Annotated in this window: 20 protein-coding genes; all 20 read left to right on the plus strand. The window is 33.9% G+C overall.

The window, feature by feature from the left end:
• On the plus strand, positions 1-825 hold an 825-nt coding region (locus X928_RS03240), incomplete at its 5' end, for an RNA-guided endonuclease InsQ/TnpB family protein (protein ID WP_103078474.1).
• 249 nt (positions 826-1,074) lie between these two features.
• The gene (locus X928_RS03245) at positions 1,075-1,476 is read left to right on the plus strand and encodes a cobalamin B12-binding domain-containing protein (protein ID WP_103078475.1); all 402 of its coding nucleotides are present in this window, start codon (positions 1,075-1,077) and stop codon (positions 1,474-1,476) included.
• Positions 1,454-2,386 (plus strand): ArgK/MeaB family GTPase, encoded by a 933-nt coding sequence (locus X928_RS03250; protein WP_103078476.1) that lies wholly within the window; start codon positions 1,454-1,456, stop codon positions 2,384-2,386. Before X928_RS03245 ends, X928_RS03250 begins: the two co-directional genes overlap by 23 nt.
• Positions 2,370-2,774, plus strand: coding sequence for a methylmalonyl-CoA epimerase (gene mce / locus X928_RS03255; RefSeq protein WP_103078477.1), 405 nt, complete (start codon positions 2,370-2,372; stop codon positions 2,772-2,774). Before X928_RS03250 ends, mce begins: the two co-directional genes overlap by 17 nt.
• Positions 2,775-2,908: 134 nt before the next feature.
• On the plus strand, positions 2,909-4,465 hold the full coding sequence (locus X928_RS03260; protein WP_103078478.1) for an acyl-CoA carboxylase subunit beta: 1,557 nt from the start codon (positions 2,909-2,911) through the stop codon (positions 4,463-4,465).
• Between the two features lie 13 nt (positions 4,466-4,478).
• A complete protein-coding gene (locus X928_RS03265; RefSeq protein ID WP_169926288.1) occupies positions 4,479-4,874 on the plus strand; it encodes an OadG family transporter subunit in 396 nt (131 codons plus the stop codon).
• Between the two features lie 6 nt (positions 4,875-4,880).
• Positions 4,881-5,351 carry a biotin/lipoyl-containing protein gene (locus tag X928_RS03270; protein ID WP_103078480.1) on the plus strand — a complete coding sequence of 157 codons (471 nt, stop codon included), beginning with the start codon at positions 4,881-4,883 and terminating at the stop codon, positions 5,349-5,351.
• A gap of 45 nt (positions 5,352-5,396) precedes the next feature.
• Positions 5,397-6,437 carry a potassium channel family protein gene (locus X928_RS03275; RefSeq protein WP_103078481.1) on the plus strand — a complete coding sequence of 347 codons (1,041 nt, stop codon included), beginning with the start codon at positions 5,397-5,399 and terminating at the stop codon, positions 6,435-6,437.
• Positions 6,438-6,448: 11 nt separating this feature from the next.
• On the plus strand, positions 6,449-7,783 hold the full coding sequence (locus tag X928_RS03280; protein ID WP_103078482.1) for a hypothetical protein: 1,335 nt from the start codon (positions 6,449-6,451) through the stop codon (positions 7,781-7,783).
• A 114-nt stretch (positions 7,784-7,897) separates the two neighbouring features.
• Positions 7,898-8,275 carry a 30S ribosomal protein S6 gene (gene rpsF / locus X928_RS03285; protein ID WP_103078483.1) on the plus strand — a complete coding sequence of 126 codons (378 nt, stop codon included), beginning with the start codon at positions 7,898-7,900 and terminating at the stop codon, positions 8,273-8,275.
• Between the two features lie 22 nt (positions 8,276-8,297).
• Positions 8,298-8,816, plus strand: a complete 519-nt coding sequence (locus X928_RS03290; protein WP_103078484.1) for a single-stranded DNA-binding protein — start codon at positions 8,298-8,300, stop codon at positions 8,814-8,816.
• 86 nt (positions 8,817-8,902) lie between these two features.
• On the plus strand, positions 8,903-9,133 hold the full coding sequence (gene rpsR, locus X928_RS03295) for a 30S ribosomal protein S18 (RefSeq protein WP_103077779.1): 231 nt from the start codon (positions 8,903-8,905) through the stop codon (positions 9,131-9,133).
• Between the two features lie 114 nt (positions 9,134-9,247).
• On the plus strand, positions 9,248-9,700 hold the full coding sequence (rplI, locus tag X928_RS03300; protein ID WP_103078485.1) for a 50S ribosomal protein L9: 453 nt from the start codon (positions 9,248-9,250) through the stop codon (positions 9,698-9,700).
• A 22-nt stretch (positions 9,701-9,722) separates the two neighbouring features.
• A complete protein-coding gene (locus X928_RS03305) occupies positions 9,723-10,550 on the plus strand; it encodes an MBL fold metallo-hydrolase (protein WP_103078486.1) in 828 nt (275 codons plus the stop codon).
• A gap of 21 nt (positions 10,551-10,571) precedes the next feature.
• A complete protein-coding gene (locus X928_RS03310; RefSeq protein WP_103078487.1) occupies positions 10,572-11,039 on the plus strand; it encodes an NfeD family protein in 468 nt (155 codons plus the stop codon).
• Positions 11,040-11,087: 48 nt separating this feature from the next.
• On the plus strand, positions 11,088-12,017 hold the full coding sequence (locus tag X928_RS03315; protein ID WP_103078488.1) for an SPFH domain-containing protein: 930 nt from the start codon (positions 11,088-11,090) through the stop codon (positions 12,015-12,017).
• Positions 12,018-12,035: 18 nt separating this feature from the next.
• Positions 12,036-12,557, plus strand: coding sequence for a hypothetical protein (locus X928_RS03320; RefSeq protein ID WP_103078489.1), 522 nt, complete (start codon positions 12,036-12,038; stop codon positions 12,555-12,557).
• Positions 12,558-12,628: 71 nt separating this feature from the next.
• Positions 12,629-13,300, plus strand: a complete 672-nt coding sequence (gene pdo, locus X928_RS03325) for a protein disulfide oxidoreductase (protein WP_103078490.1) — start codon at positions 12,629-12,631, stop codon at positions 13,298-13,300.
• A gap of 23 nt (positions 13,301-13,323) precedes the next feature.
• Positions 13,324-14,346 (plus strand): thioredoxin-disulfide reductase, encoded by a 1,023-nt coding sequence (gene trxB, locus X928_RS03330; RefSeq protein WP_103078491.1) that lies wholly within the window; start codon positions 13,324-13,326, stop codon positions 14,344-14,346.
• Positions 14,347-14,443: 97 nt separating this feature from the next.
• On the plus strand, positions 14,444-14,719 hold the full coding sequence (rpsO, locus tag X928_RS03335; protein ID WP_103078492.1) for a 30S ribosomal protein S15: 276 nt from the start codon (positions 14,444-14,446) through the stop codon (positions 14,717-14,719).
• The last annotated feature ends 41 nt before the right edge of the window (positions 14,720-14,760 follow it).

Genomic DNA, 14,760 nt, shown 5'->3' on the forward strand with positions numbered 1-14,760 from the left:
AAATCAAGTAGACAATCGTTTAGAGTTCCACAACATATACAACTATATGAAAATGAGGGTAATGATAAATACGAAATTCTTTTCGTACCAAAATTTAAAGAAGGTATTAAAGTAAGAGTACATCGAAAAATCGATCCAAATGCAAAGATAAAAAATTGTACTTTCATTAAAACTACAACAGGTAAGTACTTTGTCTCTATAACATTCCAAGTAGAAGGTTCTTACCCTGAAAGAGATATAGACTACGAAAACTCAATCGGTATGGATATGGGACTTAAAGATCTTGTTGTATTATCCGATGGAACAAAGGTTAAAGCTCCTAAAGTCTTACGCAAATACGAAAGAAAACTAAAACATGCATATAAAATTTTTTCAAGCAAAGAACAAGGTTCTAAGAATTGGGACAAGGCAAAATTAGAAGTTGCTAGAATACATGAGAAAATTAAAAATACACGAGAGAATTTTCTGCATAAACTAACGAAAGAAATCAGTGAGAACCAAGCTGATGTCTTCGTTGTGGAAACTCTCAATATAAGAGGTATGCTTAAAAATCGTAAACTATCAAAGAGTATTTCAGATTCAGGATGGTATCAATTCAAAACATTCCTAAAATACAAAGCAGAGAGGTTAGGCAAAAAGGTAATCGAGATAGGAATGTTTGAACTTTCGTCTAAGACTTGTAGTGTATGTGGATATAAGAACGTAGATTTGAAACTCTCTGATAGAGAATGGATATGTCCTGAATGTGGAACTAAACATGATAGAGATATAAATGCTGCTGTTAATATTAGGCGGTTTGGAATAGAACAGCTAGTTGTTGTATAAACTTACTCTACCCCAGGAACTGGGGGAAGTAAAGCCTTTGGAGACTGTGTAAGACGGGCATTCTTTGTCGCAACGGTCGATGAATTAGGAAGCTTACCTCTTTAGAGGTAAGTAGTTCACACTAACTGAACCTTTGCCATTTTAGAGACTTTAGACAATGAGGGTGGGGAGCGGGGCGAAGGGGCGCTAACACAAGTTTTAGAGCTTCTAAAGTCAGCATTTACCATTTGGAAAGGAGGCAGCATTCAAATGAGTACAAAAATCCGTGTATTAATAGCTAAACCAGGCCTCGATGGTCATGACCGCGGAGCCAAAGTTTTAGCAAGAACACTAAGAGACGCTGGAATGGAAGTAATATACACAGGCATAAGAAGAACCCCAGAAGAAATTGTTGAAGCGGCAATACAAGAAGATGTTGATTTAATTGGTTTATCTATACTTTCAGGTGCACACAAGAAGTTGTGTAAAAAAATACTAAATTTACTAAAGGAAAAGGAAGCTGATATACCCGTTACCCTCGGGGGAATCATTCCAGAAGAAGATATCCCAGAACTAAAGGAAATGGGCATAATCGAAATTTTTACCCCAGGTACCTCGTTAAAAGAAATCGTAGAGAAGGTGAAAGATATTGCAATGGGCAGAAAAGTATGAACAATTACTTCCAAAATTTAAAGCCCAGAATAAAACTGCTTTAGCGAAGATGATATCTCTATTAGAAGATAATTATTTGCAAACCTGGGAAATTATTTCTCGATTACATTCGGATATTCAACCAAAAAATTCATATGTAATAGGTATTACAGGGAGTCCTGGCGTTGGAAAAAGCTCTTTTATCTCAAGATTAGTCTCATTTTACTCCAATAAAGGTCAGAATATTGGAATAATATTGATTGATCCCAGCAGTCCTTTCAGTGGTGGGGCTTTTTTGGGAGATAGGGTAAGAATGTTTGATTTAACCAACTCTTCTAACGTTTATATCAGAAGTATAGCAAGTAGAGGTGCAATGGGGGGAGTCTGCAATTCAATTTATGATATCATAGATGTAATGAAGGCATTTGGCTTCGATACAATAATCATAGAAACAGTGGGAACCGGTCAATCAGAGATCGATATATTCTATGCTTGTGACAATACTCTTTTAATATTATCTCCTGATTCTGGTGACGAAATTCAAATTTATAAGGCAGGAATAATGGAAATAGCCGATTGCTATATTGTCAACAAGATAGATCTACCTAATTCCAAAAGGTTTTTAATGTACTTAGAAAATTATTTAGATTCACAAAACAAAGATGATAAAAAAGTTTTTAGTGTTAGTTCTACTGAAAACAAAGGATTTGAAAAAGTTTACCAATGGTTAGAATCGAGCAGAAAATACTTTCAAATCCATAATTCAAAAGAAAATTTAAGAAAAAAAAGTCGTGTTAAAAACTATCTTTTCCATCTGATAGAAAATTTCTTGGAAGGTTATTCTTTAGAAAATCAAGATGTCGATTCCCTTAAAAAAGACGTTATAGCATTCATCTGTGAAGAGGAGGGAAACAATGGAACCCAAAATTGACCACATTGGAATTGCTGTCAATTCCATAGAAGAAGCATCCAAGTTGTATAGGGACTTGCTTCACGTTGAAAAAAGTGCAGAAGAGTTCCTTGAAGATAGGGGTATAAAAGTTACCTTTTTGTACATAAAAGATGTTAGAATAGAACTTATGGAACCTATGAGAGAGGACTCTGAAATATCAAATTTTTTAAAAAAACGAGGCGAGGGATTCCACCATATCGCATATCAAGTAGATAACATTAAAATGGTCTTAGAAAACGCAAAAAAACTTGGTTATAAAACCTTATCTGATGAACCTAATCGAGGAGCGGGTGGAAGTTTAGTCTTCTTTTTACATCCTACATCTGCTAACGGTATTTTAACCGAGTTTGTCGAATATCAAAAATAATAAATTAGGGGTTGCAGGGTCTAAGGGACCTTCGGCCCCTTCCTTAAAGGGGCGGGCTACGGGGCAAAGGGACGCTAAAAGAGATTTTAGAGTTTCTAAAATCAGTAAATATCGCAAATAAGGAGGCTTTATATATGCCAGATGAAGAACTAACTCAAAAAATAGAAGAGTTGAGAAAAAAGAAAGAATCCCTTCTTGTTGGAGGAGGGAAAGAGAGAATAGAAAAACAACATAAAATGGGTAAGTTAACAGCCCGTGAAAGAATAGAAGCTCTCGTAGATGAAGGTACTTTTGAAGAAATCGATATGTTAGTTAAACATAGATGTACATACTTTGATTTAGATAAAAAAGAATTTCCATACGATGGAGTTGTCACAGGATTTGGAGAGATCAACGGCAAAAAAGTTGCAATTTTTTCCCAAGATTTCACCATTCAAGGTGGATCCCTTGGAGAAATGCATGCAAAGAAAATAATGAAATTACAAGATTTGGCAATGAAATACGGCATTCCTTTAATCGGAATAAACGACTCTGGAGGAGCCAGAATACAGGAAGCGGTTGATGCTCTATATGGCTACGGTGGAATCTTCTATAGAAACACCCAGGCTTCTGGTGTAATCCCACAAATAACTGTTATAGCAGGCCCGTGTGCAGGAGGAGCGGTTTATTCTCCAGCGATAACTGATTTCGTAATTATGGTTGATCAAACTTCCCAAATGTTCATCACCGGCCCTCAGGTTATAAAAACTGTGACTGGAGAAAACATTGATAAAGAGAATCTGGGTGGGGCAAAGATTCATAACTCAAAAAGTGGTGTTGCCCACCTTTTGGCAAAAGACGATGAGGAAGCCATGGAACTTGTCAGAAAGCTACTTTCTTACATACCTTCAAACAATATGGATCCTGTAGAACCCACTGATTACGATAAAAGCTACGAATTACCTGAAGAAATAAACGAAATAGTTTCACCTAACCCGAAAAAAAGTTACGATGTAAAAGATTTAATCAAATTAGTATTCGATCCCGGTACTTTCTTCGAAATTCATCCTCATTTTGCCAAAAATATGGTTGTAGGATTTGCCAGATTGGAAGGAAAATCTGTTGGAATCATTGCCAACCAACCAAAAATCTTGGCCGGTTCGCTCGATATCGATGCTTCCGATAAAGCAGCCAGATTTATAAGATTCTGTGATTCTTTTAATATACCTATTATAACCTTTGTTGACACACCTGGATATTTACCAGGAGTATCACAAGAACACGGAGGAATAATTAGACATGGAGCAAAGCTTTTGTATGCTTATTCTGAATCCACAGTTCCAATGATTACTGTAATTCTTAGAAAAGCCTACGGTGGAGCATATATTGCAATGGCTTCACAACATTTAGGCGCTGATTTCGTATTTGCCTATCCAACTGCGGAAATAGCTGTTATGGGATCCGAAGGAGCAGCAAACATTATCTTTGCAAAAGAGATAGAAAATTCCGAAAATCCGGAAGAAACGAGAAAAAAACGCGTAGAAGAATACAAAGAGCGGTTTGCAAATCCCTATGAAGCAGCCTCAAGGGGTTATATAGAAGATGTTATAGAACCCATCGAAACAAGAAAAAAATTATCTGCTTCTCTCTCTATAGCTTACTCAAAGGTAAAACCAACTCCATCTAAAAAGCATGGAAATATTCCTTTATGATGGAGGGGTAATTATGAAAAATGTATGGTTTATTGCGTTAATGGGAATATCTATAGTTTTTTTATTGTTAATAATTTTAATGACGATTATTTGGCTTTTTCGCTTTTTCTTTAAAAGTAAAAATAGTAATAATTTACCGGGCAAATCAAGTTTAGGAAAACCTCAAAAAGAGTACATAAAGCCACCACAAGTTAAAAGAATTGAAAACCATGAAAAAAGAGATGAAGAAGAACTTTTTGCTATCGTTTCAGCTATAACTACTTATCTTACTCATAAAGAATTCAAAATTGAAAGTATTAAAGAAGTTTCAAACAAAGAGTTAGAATCAAAAAGGGAAATTAAAACAAGATGGATGAAACATGAACCTTCTATTTCTTGGAGACCTTATTACAAAAAAAGGTGGAGGTAAAGTAAATTGAAAAGAAAATTCAAAGTTACTATAAACGATAAAACCTATGAGGTTGAAGTTGAGGAAATAGGCTCTGAAAATACTAACGAAGAAAAAATAAAACAAACAGAAGAAAGAACCTCTGAAAAAGAGAAATTTAGTGAGTCTCCCAAACCTACTGTCGACAAAAAAAACGAAAAAAGAGCCAAGAAAAAACCTACGAAAAAACAAAAAGATGAAGAGGAAAAGATCCCTGAGGAGTCAACTAAAAGAGAAACAGACGCCGGTTATGAGGTCAAAGCTCCTCTTCCAGGAGTAATTAACGAAATAAATGTGAAAGAAGGACAGAGCGTTAAAGCTGGAGATAAGCTTGTCATAATAGAAGCAATGAAGATGGAAAATGAAATACCAGCCGAAAACGACGGTATAGTTGAAAAAATTTTGGTAAAAAGAGGGGACAGCGTCGAGGGGGATCAAACATTAATGATTATAAGGTAAAAACCATTAATCTCCAACGTGAAAGGGGGCACATGTCTCGATCAAATGAATGAAACTCTCGCTTTAAAAATAAGACGATTTGTGATATCCATTATAATTTTTGTTCTAATAGTCTTTACTGGAACGGTAGGGTATATGGTACTGGAAGATTGGGTTTTTTTAGACTCTCTATTTTTTACTATAATCACATTGAGTACCGTTGGATACGATATACCTGCCGATCTATCGAGAGTTTCACATATATTTACAATGGCATTGATCCTCTCTGGAATAACGGTAGTTTTATACTCTCTTTCAACCCTAACCTCCTTCATTGTTGAAGGTGAGATGAGAAACGTTTTGGAGGTAAGAAAAAGGATGAAAAAAATAGATGGTATGAATAATCATTATATTGTTGTAGGAGCCGGTAAAACAGGATTTTTTGTCTGTCAAAATCTGTTAAAAGAGAAAAAAGATTTTATCCTATTGGACAAATCAGAAGAAAGAGCCCAACAATTTCTAAAAGAAATAAATGCGGAAATTCCATATTTTATTGGTGACGCAAAAAATGAAACGGTGCTGGAAGAAGTTGGAGTCAAAAGAGCCGATAGCATCATATTAACCCTACCTTCCGATGTGGATAACTTGTTTGTTGCTTTAACGGTGAAAAGTATAGTTCCTAAAATCAACATTATTTCAAAAGTCAACGACCCAGAATCGGTGAAGAAACTTTCTTATGCCGGGATCAACAAGATCGTTCTTGAATCTGAAATCTCCGGTAATAGATTAGCCTATATGGCAACCCGGCCTAACATTGTATCGTTTCTTGAAACGATAATACACACACCTGAAAAAGATTTACAGCTGGAAGAGGTGGATATACCCAAAAACTCTTGGGTAATTGGTAAATCCCTTAAAGAAATAGCCCTACCCGACAAGGTAGATATGATTGTGATAGCCGTAAGAAAAAAGGATAATAACAGCATATTTAATCCTAAGGCAAATACAATAATAGAAGAAGGAGACGTGATAATAGTACTGGGGGAAGATTCTAAAATCAAAAGATTGCGAGAGATAGTTGAGCAAGATAGTTACCAGCTAAGCTGAGGGGGTATAAAATGTACAAAAAAACTTTGTTTCCCTTTTTAACGATTCTTTTACTTTTTTCACTTGGATTTTCAATAAATTTAGAAGTTGACTTTCAAGGAACATACGATAATTACGACGAAGAAACCTTCACTGACAGGATAGGTATAAAATTATACAATTACACCCCAAACTTTGATATCACAAGCGGGTTAGCCTTCTACAACGATGATAAATATTATTTTTATGAGTCAAATTATTATTGGGATCATTATTTTTTGATAGAAAATAGTTATATCACCCTTAGAAACGACGATCAAACCCTTGAGTTGAGTGGTGGTATAAAGCAACTAAAAGATGAGGTGAATTCTCCTTATTCATTGTTCTTTTCTTCCAATAATATTCCTCTTGTCAATTTAGATGTAGGTTATGAAGATGAACATTTCTTTTTTGAAACTATGTGGGTTCAATTGGTAAGTGAAAATAACTGGAATTTTGCTCCTAAAGCAATGAATTACAAAACGTATGGATTGAAATTTGGCAATTTCAGGGTAGGTTATCAAGATGTGCTAGTTTACAACAGGGCCTTTGACTTTTTTTATTTTCTAAACCCCATGCCTGCATATTTTGCTCAAGAGATTAGAGCATTCAAGAATGATATGCCTTGGTCTGAAGATATAAACGATAACTCAATAATGGGATTCTTCTTTGATTACAAGGACTCTAATTATTATATATACTCTCAACTATTAGTAGACGATTTCAACACCAACAGGTTCTTCAATCCAGAGGGCACACAAAATCCTGATAAAGTAGCCTTTTCTTCAGGCTTAAATCTAACAAGCAACTTAGGAACTTTTGGTGTTTACGGTGCCTTTGCAACCCGATACACTTTTCAACCAGGATGTGGGGACAGTAGTTACACTATCTATCCAGAAAGTATTTATTATTACTATAATGATGATAATGAGAAGATTATGAAGATTATAGAGTACACAGATAACTACATCGGATACAAATACGGCGAAAACACGGTTTCTTTCCTAGTTGACTATGATTACACGTACAATAATTGGCTCAACCTTTATTCTTCTTTTGAAACGGTGTTTTCTGGAAGCAAATCACCAACCGAGGATACCGCTCCAGATGAAGGCACCTACCTTTTGGATGATCCGCTTTTGGAAAAACGATATGTATATACCATAGCAACAAACTTCTATTTTAAAAATCTTGAATTTAACCTATCAGCCGATATGGGAGTAATACAAAACAAATTAGAATTCAATGAAGATAAAGATACTTTCGAACCTTCAACTGAAGATGAAAACATTTTAAGACTAAACTTTGGATTTGGTATAGAATTTTAATATAATTTTTAAATAAAAACAATAACCTTCTTTCTATTTTCTGTTATAATTGCACATGAAAAAATCCTGCTTCTGATAAGTTCAGAGGCCTAAGACCATAGGAGGAGGTATAAAGTGGGAAAAAGATACTATGAAACAATGTTTGTCATTAGAACAGACATTCCTGAAGAGGAAAGAAATGCTTTGGCAGAAAAGGTGAGAGGTTGGATAGAAGGCCAACTGGAAGGTGAAGTCGAAGAGTTCACGAGATGGGGTGTAAGAAAATTAGCCTATAGAACTCAAAAAGGTAAATTTACAGAAGGAGATTACACTTACATCATATACAAAGCTGATCCAGAAAAGGTTAACCAACTGGATGATCTTTTTAAAGTTAACCAAGAGATTTTTAGGTTCCAAACGATTAGAAGAGAAGATCTTGAAAAAAAAGTAAGAAAAACTCAGAAAGAATCAAAAATAAAGGTAGAAGAACCAGAAACTAGTGAAGAAATTTAACTAAAATTAGGAAGTGTTTCTTATGTCTATTTCTTATAATAAAGTTATTTTGGTTGGAAGATTAACCAGAGATCCAGAGATACGCTCTACTATGAATGGAAATAACGTTGCAAACTTTCACTTAGCTGTTGACAGACGTACTTCAAATAATCAAGATGGTACAGATTTCATAAAAATCGTGGCTTTTGGTAAACAAGCAGATTTTGCATCAAACTATTTAAAAAAAGGAAAGTTGATCCTAGTAGAAGGATCACTTCATATTAATCAATGGACAGATAGAGATAATATTAAAAGAGAAACCGCAGAAATTTGGGCTAATAGAATGAATTTTATGGAAACAAAAAAGGCTCAACAAGCTAACGAATTTTCTGATATGGACATTAGGGTGGAAGAAGGATTCTCAGAGAAAGAGAGAATTTCAGACAATGATAATACGATCGAAGAAATAGATGATGACGCTTTACTCGAGAACGATGCTCTCTTAGAAGAAAGCTTTAGTGATCTCGAAAATCATCTTTCTTCAGATGATAAACCTATCTGATCACAAAAACGTACAAATAAGTTTTTAATAAAAAATGGTAACGGGAAAGAAAATAACAATTGGGAAAAACGGAGGTTTTAACTAGGATGGCTTACGTTAAAAGGGAAAGAAAAAAAGTAAAAAAATGCAAATTATGTAGAGATAACGTTGAATATATTGATTACAAAGATGTTAGAAAATTGAAGGAGTTTATGAACGATAAGGGAAAAATCCTTCCAAAAAGGATAAATGGAAATTGTGCCAAACATCAAAGAATGGTTCGAAGAGCGATTCATCGTGCTAGAAAAATGATGCTGGTTCCTTATGTGAACGAGTGAGGCGACAATTTACATCGTAAATACAATAGATAGAGGAATCCCTCTATCTATTTTTTTTGAAGGTATGTTTTTCATCCAATTATGATAAAATTGTACAAAGGGGTGTTGTAAAAGATGAAAGTATTGTTGCTGGAAGATGTGGCAAAATTAGGGAGAAAAGGTGAAATAAAAGAGGTATCTGATGGATACGCAAGGAATTATCTGATTCCAAAAAATTTGGCTGTTGAAGCAACCGATGGTTATATAAAGCACATAAAAGAAAACAAAAAAATAGAAGACAAAAAGAAGGAAAACCTAAGAAAAAGAAGCGAAGAAATTTTAGAAAAATTAAAAGATACAAAAATAGAAATAAAAGCAAAAGCTGGAGAAAAAGGCAAACTTTTTGGTGCTGTAACAGCTCAAGATATATCCGAGAAAATAGAAGAATTACTCGATGAAAAATTTGATAAAACTTGGTTTGATGAAAAGGTAAACATAAAAGAATTAGGAACTCACACTTTAAAAGTGAAACTCCCTCAAGCTGTGAGAGGGGAAATAAAGGTAGTAATTAAATCAGAAAACGAATAAATTACAATGGGAGTTGTGGTAGTTGGAGTTTTTAATAAGATCAAAGGCATTATATACGACATGGGTTTTTTATAAGCCTGATAGAATACTTTTCGATGCTGGTGAAGGGGTTAGTGCAGAGTTAGGAAACAAAATATATGGCATTGAAAAGATTATTTTAACACACTCCCACGTAGATCATATAGCTGGATTATGGGGTATCATTAACACTCGTAATAACGCTATGGGGAATAGAAATAAAAAACTTGAAATTTATTATCCAAAGGGATCGGAAAATATTAGTGAGTATTTAAAATTCATAAGTAAAATGAATAAAAGATTAAGATACGAAACAGATTTTAAGGAAATGACATTATCGGATACGATCCCTCTAAACAACAAAAGATTTATAAAACCCTTTAAAACAAGACACACCCCTGGAGAAACCTCTTTTGGTTACCAAATTTTAGAACAAAGAAAAAGACTAAAACAAGAGTATAGAGAACTAAAAGAATCAGAAATAAAAGATCTAATAATCAATAAAAAGGAAGACATTTTAGAAAATTACATTGCCAATATATTGACTATAAGCGGGGATTCTTTACCTATTCCGCCTAATTTCGCAAAAAATTGTGGAACGCTGGTTCATGAATGTACCTTTTTTGATGAAAAGGATAGAAAAATTAGAAACCATACCTCCCTATCAGAATTAAAAAATTTAATAAACATCTCCAAGCCTAAAAGAGTCATCATATACCATGTCTCAAGTAGGTACAACAGCAAAATTAAGTTAGTCAAAGAAGAAATGAATAAAGAATTTCCAAATATACAAATAAATATCGTTCACCCAGAAAGAGTTTTCAAAATCTAAAGTAAATATGAGGTGATAATTATGGGTCAATGGGGCGTGTGGGTTATTTTTGCAATAATTTTTGCAGTTGCTGAAGCTATACTTCCATCTTTTTTCTTTCTATGGTTTGCTATAGGAGCTGGGGTGGCAGCTATTACTTCTTTATTTATTTCATCGGTTGTTTTAAATTTGGTAATATTCTTAACCGTTTCTTTTTTGTTATGGATCTCAACGAGAAAAATCGTACAAAATATGTACAAAGGTTCTTCTACCATAAAACCTTATCAAGATCAATTTGTTGGTATGAAAGCTAAGGTGGATAAGATTGATGATAAAGGAAGAATCATCGTTAAAATAAAGGGAGACGAATGGAGAGCATATCCGGAAGATGAAGAAACCCATTTTAATGTGGGAGATGATGTTACAATCACAAAAAAAAGTGCTAATTTTGTGTATATAAAAAAAAACAAAGCCACTGAAAATAATCAAAAAGAAGAGATAGAGGAATAGAATGCACTTTTGGTGAACACAATTTGAAAAAGAAAGGTGGGAAAAGCAATGTTGGTAATATTGATAATAGTAGTTCTATTTTTGATTTTTATTGCAGCAATGAGTTTGAAAATTATACGTCCTTACGAAAAAGGGTTAGTAGAAAGATTAGGGAAGTTTCATAGACAGGTTGATTCTGGATTAAATTTCATCATGCCTTTCATAGAAAGAATAACCAAAGTAGATTTAAGAGAAATGGTGATCGATGTTCCACCTCAAGAGGTTATCACTAGGGATAACGTTATAGTTACTGTTGATGCCATTATATATTACGAGGTAACTGATGCTTATAGAGTAGTCTACAACGTTGGAGATTTTACATCTGCCGCTGTTAAATTAGCTCAAACAAATCTAAGGAACGTTATAGGAGAATTAGAATTAGACCAAACATTAACCTCTAGGGAAAGAATCAACACAAAACTCAGAGAAGTATTAGATGAAGCTACCGATAAATGGGGAGTAAGAATTACCAGAGTAGAGATTAAAAAGATCGATCCGCCTCAAGACATTATGGATGCAATGAGCAAACAAATGAAAGCCGAAAGAATGAAAAGAGCTGTAATCTTAGAAGCTGAAGGGTACAAACAGTCACAAATTACCAAAGCGGAAGGAGACAGAAACGCCGCGATATTAAAAGCAGAAGGTGAGGCGGAAGCCGTTAAGAAAAAAGCAGACGCTCAAAAGTATAAATTAAGTATCGAAGCAGATGGAGAAGCTGAGGCAATTCTTAAAGTTTTCGACTCAATTCATAAGGGTAATCCTACAAAAGATTTGATAACTATAAGATATTTTGAGGCATTAAAAGCAATTTCAGACGGAAAATCAACAAAGGTCTTTATGCCTTATGAAATTTCGGGAATATTGAGTTCTGTAGCTGCTATGGCAGATATTTCGAAAAACGATACAATTCCTGATAGCAACCCAGAAAATAAAGAATAAAACTCTGAGGTAATTTTTATGGTATTATTAAAGTCGTTGTTTATCAATGCAATTAGTTTTTTAATAGCTTTTGCTGTTATTAAATTTCTGATCATGAAAAACAAAGAACCCTATCATTTTGTAGATTATTTTAACATATACGGCTTAACATCTTTTTTGCTGGTATGTTTTTATTTGAAATATTTAAACGATTTATCAATATTTATGGAAATAATTGTATTTTTTATCTTGTTCTTATTTTACCTTAGATCGTTTGACGCAGCCACTAAAAAATATCATGAAAGGTTCAAAATAACTATTCTCTCTTTCGGATATTCAAAAAAAACATACTTTAGCAATTTTCTCTCAAAAAAAATACTAATGAGGGGAGGTGAAGCTTTTCTTTTCGCCGTATCTTTTTATTATTTCATGGATAAATTATTTTTGTCAATCCCTTTAACACTAAACCCGCTGATAATAATAATACCATCGATTCTTTTATTTTTCACAACAATAGTTAAATCATCAAAAATTAACACAGCGTATAGAATTTTAAAGTAGATTAAATCAAAATATGTTAATATACCTATAGGAGGTATATAAATACTAAATTAGATGGAGGTTTTTAAAATATGGAAAAATTAATGGACAAAGAAACACAAAATAAAGTAAAAGAAATTTTAGAGGAATTGACAGAATCTGTTCAAATATTCTTAATCAAAAATGACGGAGAATACTCTGAAATAGTTGAACAGTTGCTTGGAGAACTCAAAGAATTAGACGATAGAATAAAGGTTAACACCTATCATTCTGATTCCGAAGAAATCAACAAGTACGAGATTGAAAAAGATTTATCACCCGTTACATTAATATTAGATAGTGAAGGGAACGATTATGGCATTCGATACTATGGAATCCCGTCTGGTTACGAGTTCACCACCCTTCTTCAAAATATTATAGCTGTTTCTAATAAAAGTGTGAACTCTTTCAGCGATGAAAACAAAGAAAAATTATCCCAGATAAATAAAAAGATAAGAATCAGAGTTTTTGTAACTCCAACCTGCCCATACTGCCCTAGGGCCGTTTTTGCAGCTCACCAAACAGCTATGTTAAATCCTAATATAACAGGGGAAATGATAGAAGCAAACGAATTTGATAGAATATCTTTCGAATACGGTGTTAGTTCCGTTCCACATACTGTGATAGAAGAAAAAGAAAATGAAAGATGGATAAAGAAAGGTGAGTTCGTAGGGGCCTACCCTGAAAATAGTTTTGTGGAAGAAGTTTTAAAAGCTGTTGAATAGGACAAACTGAAGGAGGTTCTTGGATGTTTTTTAACGTTGAAGGGGCCAACAAAAAATCGGAAATAAAACAACAATATGACATTGTAATAATCGGTGGTGGACCGGCGGGAATTTCGGCTGCTATATATGCTTTACAAGGTGGAGCTTCTGCGCTTGTAATTGAAAAAGCAATTGAAGGCGGTCAAATGAATTTAACGGATATAATAGAAAATTACCCCGGGTTTAAAACAGTAAAAGGTGAAGAGCTCTCCTCTTTGATGAAAGAGCACGCAGAGCACTTCGGAGCCGATTTTTATGACGGAAAGGTGATAGAATTGATAGACGGCCTCACGGCAGATAAGGATGAAGGCTCCAATAAAATGGTCGTTATGGAAAATGGAAAAACAATTAAATCAAAAGCAATAATAATAGCAAGTGGATCTAACCCCAGAAAATTAGAAGTGAAAGGTGAAGAAGAATTTTCCTCCAGAGGTGTTTCTTACTGTGCGTCGTGCGATGGCCATTTTTTTAAAAACAAAAAGGTTGCTGTCGTTGGAGGGGGAAACACAGCTGTGGAGGAAGCGGTTTATTTATCGAATATAGCTAAAGAAGTTTATATAATTCATAGAAGAGATAAACTTAGAGCAGATAAGCTTTATCAAGATAGAGCTTTTTCTCGAAAAAACATAAAATTTAAATGGAGCTCAGTCGTTGAAGAAATTAAAGGCAAAGATAAAGTCGAAAGTTTAGTCATAAAAAATCTAAAAAACGGTGAAGTTTACGAAGAACCTTTCGATGGAGTTTTTGTTTTTGTTGGTTTAGTACCAGAAACTAGCTTTTTAAATGCCGACCTTTTCGATTTTGACGAATATGGTTTCTTAATTACAGACGAGAATATGGAAACTAATATTAAAGGTATTTATGCAGCAGGAGATATAAGACACAAAGAAATCAGACAAATTGTAACCGCCGTATCCGATGGAGCTATAGCTGCTTCACATGCAATTCGGGAATACATAAATGAAGATCAAATATCATCAACTGAATCAATAAATTTGACAAAATAATGATATGATTGTATAATATATTTAGAACCTTAACTCAGTTTAGGGAGTAACCCCTTTACTTAGTTAAAGGAATTGTTTGTAGGAGGTTATAGAAAAGATGTCTAGAGGATTGGATCCCGAAAAAAAAGAAGAACTTATCGAGGAATTTAAAGTCAACGATAAGGATACTGGTTCTGTAGAAGTACAAATAGCTCTACTTTCTGCTAGAATAAAACATCTAACGGAACATTTGAAACAACACCCAAAAGATTATCATAGTAGACGTGGATTGATGATGATGGTAGGAAAAAGAAGAAAGATGCTCAAATATTTGAGGAAAAACAAACCCTTAGTTTATCAAGAGATTATTAAGAAATTAGGTATAAGAGGTTGATAACAAATTTTCAAAAAGCGGGGCATACGCTCCGTTTTGTT

This window comes from Petrotoga miotherma DSM 10691 (assembly GCF_002895605.1).
Lineage (GTDB): Bacteria > Thermotogota > Thermotogae > Petrotogales > Petrotogaceae > Petrotoga > Petrotoga miotherma.

What these genes read in the sequence shown, in the direction of transcription:
- rpsO (WP_103078492.1), top strand. Translation starts at nt 14,444, where the DNA reads ATGTCTAGAGGATTGGATCCCGAAAAAAAAGAAGAACTTATCGAGGAA.
- X928_RS03260 (WP_103078478.1), top strand. Translation starts at nt 2,909, where the DNA reads ATGCCAGATGAAGAACTAACTCAAAAAATAGAAGAGTTGAGAAAAAAG.
- trxB (WP_103078491.1), top strand. Translation starts at nt 13,324, where the DNA reads ATGTTTTTTAACGTTGAAGGGGCCAACAAAAAATCGGAAATAAAACAA.
- X928_RS03280 (WP_103078482.1), top strand. Translation starts at nt 6,449, where the DNA reads ATGTACAAAAAAACTTTGTTTCCCTTTTTAACGATTCTTTTACTTTTT.
- X928_RS03265 (WP_169926288.1), top strand. Translation starts at nt 4,479, where the DNA reads ATGAAAAATGTATGGTTTATTGCGTTAATGGGAATATCTATAGTTTTT.
- X928_RS03310 (WP_103078487.1), top strand. Translation starts at nt 10,572, where the DNA reads ATGGGTCAATGGGGCGTGTGGGTTATTTTTGCAATAATTTTTGCAGTT.
- X928_RS03290 (WP_103078484.1), top strand. Translation starts at nt 8,298, where the DNA reads ATGTCTATTTCTTATAATAAAGTTATTTTGGTTGGAAGATTAACCAGA.
- X928_RS03320 (WP_103078489.1), top strand. Translation starts at nt 12,036, where the DNA reads ATGGTATTATTAAAGTCGTTGTTTATCAATGCAATTAGTTTTTTAATA.
- rplI (WP_103078485.1), top strand. Translation starts at nt 9,248, where the DNA reads ATGAAAGTATTGTTGCTGGAAGATGTGGCAAAATTAGGGAGAAAAGGT.
- X928_RS03315 (WP_103078488.1), top strand. Translation starts at nt 11,088, where the DNA reads ATGTTGGTAATATTGATAATAGTAGTTCTATTTTTGATTTTTATTGCA.
- X928_RS03245 (WP_103078475.1), top strand. Translation starts at nt 1,075, where the DNA reads ATGAGTACAAAAATCCGTGTATTAATAGCTAAACCAGGCCTCGATGGT.
- rpsR (WP_103077779.1), top strand. Translation starts at nt 8,903, where the DNA reads ATGGCTTACGTTAAAAGGGAAAGAAAAAAAGTAAAAAAATGCAAATTA.
- X928_RS03275 (WP_103078481.1), top strand. Translation starts at nt 5,397, where the DNA reads ATGAATGAAACTCTCGCTTTAAAAATAAGACGATTTGTGATATCCATT.
- mce (WP_103078477.1), top strand. Translation starts at nt 2,370, where the DNA reads ATGGAACCCAAAATTGACCACATTGGAATTGCTGTCAATTCCATAGAA.
- pdo (WP_103078490.1), top strand. Translation starts at nt 12,629, where the DNA reads ATGGAAAAATTAATGGACAAAGAAACACAAAATAAAGTAAAAGAAATT.